This is a genomic window from Neisseria flava (assembly GCF_982712965.1).
In genome coordinates this window covers 1-5,520 of sequence record NZ_CEXQBZ010000079.1, presented here as the reverse complement: position 1 = coordinate 5,520, position 5,520 = coordinate 1, and the positions used below count along the sequence as shown (strand labels likewise).

The 5,520-nt window shown below is 54.1% G+C and carries 4 protein-coding genes; 1 reads left to right on the top strand and 3 read right to left on the bottom strand.

Annotated features, from left to right (window positions below; all coding sequences use genetic code 11):
• Positions 1 to 99 precede the first annotated feature (99 nt).
• Positions 100 to 2,571 carry a heavy metal translocating P-type ATPase gene (locus AC5M9B_RS04340; protein ID WP_487648300.1) on the bottom strand — a complete coding sequence of 824 codons (2,472 nt, stop codon included), beginning with the start codon at positions 2,569 to 2,571 and terminating at the stop codon, positions 100 to 102.
• Between the two features lie 419 nt (positions 2,572 to 2,990).
• Between AC5M9B_RS04340 and AC5M9B_RS04335 the strand changes: the two genes are divergently transcribed.
• Complete coding sequence (locus tag AC5M9B_RS04335) at positions 2,991 to 3,116, top strand: hypothetical protein (RefSeq protein ID WP_003742273.1); 126 nt, start codon at positions 2,991 to 2,993, stop codon at positions 3,114 to 3,116.
• Between the two features lie 189 nt (positions 3,117 to 3,305).
• Here AC5M9B_RS04335 and hflX read toward each other — a convergent pair whose 3' ends face one another.
• Positions 3,306 to 4,496 carry a GTPase HflX gene (gene hflX / locus AC5M9B_RS04330; RefSeq protein WP_487648299.1) on the bottom strand — a complete coding sequence of 397 codons (1,191 nt, stop codon included), beginning with the start codon at positions 4,494 to 4,496 and terminating at the stop codon, positions 3,306 to 3,308.
• A gap of 26 nt (positions 4,497 to 4,522) precedes the next feature.
• A complete protein-coding gene (locus AC5M9B_RS04325; RefSeq protein ID WP_487648298.1) occupies positions 4,523 to 5,302 on the bottom strand; it encodes a ferredoxin--NADP reductase in 780 nt (259 codons plus the stop codon).
• Between the last annotated feature and the right edge of the window lie 218 nt (positions 5,303 to 5,520).

Sequence of the window (5,520 nt, the reverse complement as noted above, 5' to 3'; positions counted from 1 at the left end):
ACGCCAAGTGTTTTATTCTTGAATCTGTTCAAACCACTGATACACTAGTGTTGCACTTGAAATCCGAATCCAAGGACGACCTCTTTCTTCCCAAGCTAACTATTTTCTTTTCTTCAACAATCTCAACGCGTTGCCCACTACAAACAGCGAGCTGAGGCTCATGCCCAATGCGGCGATCCAGGGTTTGACGTAGCCTAAGACGGCGAGCGGGACGGCGATGATGTTGTATGCGCTTGCCCAGGCGAGGTTTTGGCGGATGATTTGGCGTGTGCGGCGGGCTTGGGCGATGGTGGCGGGCAGGATGTTCAAATCGTCGTTGAGCAAGACCAGATCGGCGCCGTCGCGTGCGACATCTGCGCCTGCTGCGACGGCGGCGGATACGTCGGCTTGGGCGAGGACGGGGGCGTCGTTGATGCCGTCACCGACCATTAAGACTTTTCTGCCCTGTTTCTGCAAGTCTTCCACATAGGTGAGCTTGTCTTCGGGCGAGGCTTCGGCGCGGTAGGTGTCCAAACCGAGTGCCTGCGCAACTTGTGCGACGGCATTTGTACGGTCACCGCTGAGTAGGTGCGTGCGGATGCCTTGTTGTTTGAGGATGTTGAGCATGGCGGCGGCGCTGTTTTTGATTTGGTCTTCGAGCAGGAGGACGGCTTGAAAACCGCTTTGGTTGCCGAGAAACACCATGCTGCCTGCGTGTTCGATGTTGGCGGCTTCGTCAGGCAACACACCGGCTATTCCGGCGACGAAATCGGCGCGACCCAATGCCCAAACTTGGGTTTCGCCTTTATAGGTCATTTGCGCGCTGACACCTTGTCCGATACGGTTGACGCGTTGGGAGACTGTGTATTCGGGCGCAGGGGCGGGGTCGTCTGAAAGCGTGTGGTTCAAGATGGCGCGGGCAATGGGGTGTTCGGATTGATATTCTAGGGCTTGTGCGGCGGCGAGTGCTTCTTCTGTTTTTAGACGACCTAAGGGGATGATTCGGCTGACGGAAAGTTGTCCTTTGGTCAGCGTACCGGTTTTATCGAACACGACATCGTCGATTTGGGCGAGTGTTTCGAGGCTTTGTTTGCCGCTGATTAACACGCCGTCGTCGGCAAGCGCGCCTGTGGAGGCGGCAAGCGCGGTCGGCGTGGCAAGCGAGAGTGCGCACGGGCAAGTGATGACCAGCAGCGCGACGGTAATCCACAAGGCGGTTTGCGCGTCGGCATACCATGTCCAGCCAATAAAGACAGGGATAGCAAGCAACAATTCGCCAAACACGAAGCTGGAGGCGTATTTCTCAGCAAGCTCGGCGGCGCGCGGTTTTTGGGCGAGCGCGCGGTCGAGCAGTTTGACGATGTGCGACAGGCGCGTGTTGTTGCCGGTGCGGTCGGTTCGGATAACAAGCGGGCTGCCCGTATTGAGCGTGCCTGCGGTAACGTTTTCAGACGACCTTTTGACGACGGGCAGGCTCTCGCCCGTCAGCATGGCTTCGTCCACTTCACTCTCTCCGGACAACACCGTGCCGTCCACAGGGATAACTTCGCCGGGCTTGACGACGATCACGTCGCCCACCTGAAGCTGTACAACCGCCGCTTCTTCGATTTCCTCGCTGTCGGGATAAGACGGAAGGCGGTGGCAGAACGCGGGAACGAGTTTCACCAGCCGCTCCGCCGCATCCCCTGCCCTGCGCCTTGCGATTTGTTCCATAAACCGCCCGCCCAGCAGGAAAAACAGCAGCATGGCGATGGACTCGAAATACATCCCCTGCCCCGCATTGACGGCAAGGCTGTAAATACCCGCGACAAAGGTCATCACGACCGCAATCGCAATCGGCGTATCCATGCCGACGCGGCGGTTTTTCCAATCGCGCCACGCGCCGCGGTAAAACGGCAACGCGCTGTAAAACACGACGGGCAGCACCATCAAAAAGCCGCCCCAGTGCAGGATTTCCAAAAACAGCGGTTCGATGTCGCCGCCGTAAAGATAGGTCGGCACGGCAAACATCATCGTCTGCATCATGCCCAAACCCGCGACCGCCAGCCTGACGATAAACTGTTTGCGCTCTTTCTGCGCCTGCGCCTCGACTTTTTGCGCATCGTAAGGCGCGGCGGTATAACCTGTTTTGCGGATTTTCAAAAGAATGTCCGACAGCGCGATTCTGCCCTCGTCCCACACCACGCGGCAGCGGTGCGTACTGTAATTCAAATCCACACGCACCACGCCCGCCGTCCGTAAAAGCTGCTGCTCAATCAACCATACGCACGCCGCACATGTAATGCCGCCCAGCATCAACACCGCCTCGCGTTCATCCCCTTCCCCGACCTCGACAAAATCCGCCTGCACTTCGGGCAAATCGTACAATTTCAGTTGCGACAACACTTCCGGCGGCGGTAATTCGGATTTTTCCGCGTCGGCGGTACGTTGTTTGTAATAATTGCCCAAACCTGCATCAATAATGCTCTGCGCCACCGCCTGACAACCCGCGCAGCAGGTTTCATGGTCTTCATTTTCGTAGCGGACGGTCAAATGGAGGTGTTCGGGGACTTCCAGACCGCAATGGAAACAGGTTCTTTCCGTTTGATTCATAATATGTGCCTGATGGTGTGCCGACAGATGGTTTGCCGTTGCAAACTTGGATTTAAAATGTTTAAAAATGTAAACTTTATTAAAGTGTCGCTTTTTAGCAGATTTTTAAAAATATTTTACAAAACGTTTATTTTAAAACAATTTGCATATTTTTATTACTTTTATTTATATTTTTCAATAATATAACCTCTCATCAACAGACGAACGGTTACGTTCTGATACCGCATATCGTGCGAATTTACCGATTATTTTAATGTAAAAACGGAACTTTTTTGAAAAAACGCACTACATTTTTGTTGACCGACTCAATTTGAAGCTGCATACTATGCGCATATTCCGTACAAACAGTGCGGTAAAAAATACAAAACATTACGCTTTTACACAAAAATTTCCATTAACTACTTACTCGGGAAAACATCATGATTGACCGCCTGCTACCTATTTTTGCCGTTATCGGCATCCTGTCCAGCGTCGCCTACCTGAGCTTGGCGGCATGGATGATTTACGAAAACGTTATGAAAAAACGCCGCCTCCTTCCTTTCTAAGCGGTAAACCCTTTAAACGGCCGTTTGGAAATAAAGATAAACCCTCCCTGATTTATCTTTGTTTTCCAAACGGCCTTTATTTTTCAGACGACCTTTTAAAACACGCGGCGGCAAACAATGGACAGAAATCGAAATCCGCCCCCGCTGCCCTTCCCATTGAGAAACAACGGCAGTCAAAACATCTTGTTTTTATTCGGATTTGCAGTTTTCAGACAACCCCTTGCCGCCGTTTTCCAACGCCCGTTCAATCATCGCCTTGCGCAAAGCGTCCAAGCCCAGACTTTTCGCAACCGAAATATTCACGCCGACGGCGCGTCCCGAATTGTCCCGCAACACGCCCGCATCGCGCACGCCTTCCGGCAGTAGGTCGATTTTGTTGTACACGACAAGCTGAGGCACTTCATCCGCGCCGATTTCTTCTAAAACCACATTCACATCGTCCATCTGACGCTCGAAATCGGGATTGGACGCATCGACGACGTGCAGCAACACATCCGCCAAAGCCGTTTCCTCCAGCGTCGCCGAAAACGCCGACACCAGCTTGTGCGGCAAATCACGGACGAAACCGACCGTATCCGTCAGAATCACGCCCGCCTCGTGCGACAAAAACAAACGCCGCGCCGTCGTATCCAGCGTGGCGAAAAGCTGGTCTTTCGCCAACACGTCCGCCTTGGTCAGACGGTTGAACAGGCTGGATTTGCCCGCGTTGGTATAGCCGACGATGGCAAAGGTTTTCAGACGACCTTCCATCCGAGATTTGCGGCGCGTGGCACGTTGTTTTTTCACTTGCACCAACTGTTTTTTCAACGCCGTGATTTTCTGCCCGATTAAGCGGCGGTCGGTTTCCAACTGCGTCTCGCCCGGCCCTTTCAAACCGATACCGCCTTTCTGACTCTGCAAATGCCCGTAGCCGCGCACCAACCGCCCGCTCAAATGGTTCAACTGCGCCAGCTCCACCTGCAATTTACCCTCCTGCGATTGGGCGCGTTTGGCAAAAATCGCCAAAATCAGACCCACACGGTCGAGGACGCGGCATTGCAGGATTTTTTCCAAATTGCGCTCCTGCGTCGGCGTCAATTCATGGTTGAACACCGCCAAGCCGATATCGTGCAGCTTCACCGCCGCCGCCAGCTCCTCCGCCTTGCCCGTGCCGACGAAATAAGCCGTATGCGCCTTGTCGCGCTTGGCGGTTTCCCGCAACACCAGCTCGCCGCCCGCCGCCGCGACCAATTCCGCCGCCTCGTCCAAGGTCGTCTGAAAAGTCCGCTCGCGCACTTCGTTCGCGCCCGAATAATCCGCGCTCAACATCACCCCGACCAGCATCACGCGCTCGGGTTGCTCCAAAGATTTGTCGACGGGGAAAATGTTGCGTTTGGACAAGGAAAATCCTTTCTTTCTCAAAGGGTTTAAAACCCGTTTTCCATCATGATTTCGCCCGGGATGCGGTTGCGGTGCATGGCGAAGCCCAAGTCCATCAGGGCTTGGAACGTGTCTTTGACCATGGCGGGATTGCCACAGACCATAAAGCGCGTGTCCGCTTTGGCGAACTTGAATCCCGCGTATGTTTCGAGGCTGCCGTCTTTCAGCAGCTCGGGAATGCGCTTGCCGCTCAACGCGCCTTCGGTTTCCTCGCGCGTGGTAATGGGGACGAAGCGGAATTTGTGGAAATACTCGCCAATCAGCGGATGGTCTTTCAACGCTTCAACACGTCGTCTGAAAATCAGTTCATCGGCGAAAGAAACTGAGTGCGCCAAAATCAAGCGTTCGAAACGCTGCCAGATTTCGGGCTGCTCGATGATGGAAAGGAAAGGCGCGATGCCCGAACCGGTGCAGAGCATGACCAAATCCTTGCCGTCGGGGAAGCGTTCGGGCAGGAGGAAGCCCGTAGCGGTTTTGTCGAGCAGTATGGTGTCGCCCTCTTTCATGGCGGCGAACCGCGCGGACATGGGGCCGCCTTCGATCAAGACGGCAAAATATTCAAGCGTGTCGGCGTATTCGGCGGACACGACGGAATACGCGCGCCAGATAAAGCCTTCGCCGTCGCGAAACCCGAGCCGCGAAAACTGTCCTGCCGAGAAGCGGTAGGATTCAGGGCGGCTGATGGCAAAAGTCATCAGTTTGGGCGTATGGTGTTTGATCCACAGGATTTTTTCTTCGGTGAACTTTGCTTCGGGCGAGGCTGCCATAATGGGGATCCTTGTGTGTGCGGGATGGAAACAGGAGATATTATACCCGTTCGCTTGGCGAAAGGTCGTCTGAAAACCTGGTTGTCCGGTTTTCAGACGACCTTTAAGCCGAACTATAGTGGATCAAATTTAAATCAGGATAAGGCGACGAAGCCGCAGACAGTACAGATAGTACGGAACCGATTCACTTGGTGCTTCAGCACCTTAGAGAATCGTTC

Coding starts and splice junctions, on each gene's coding strand:
- AC5M9B_RS04335 (WP_003742273.1), top strand. CDS start 2,991: ATGATTGACCGCCTGCTACCTATTTTTGCCGTTATCGGCATCCTGTCC.
- AC5M9B_RS04340 (WP_487648300.1), bottom strand. CDS start 2,571: ATGAATCAAACGGAAAGAACCTGTTTCCATTGCGGTCTGGAAGTCCCC.
- AC5M9B_RS04325 (WP_487648298.1), bottom strand. CDS start 5,302: ATGGCAGCCTCGCCCGAAGCAAAGTTCACCGAAGAAAAAATCCTGTGG.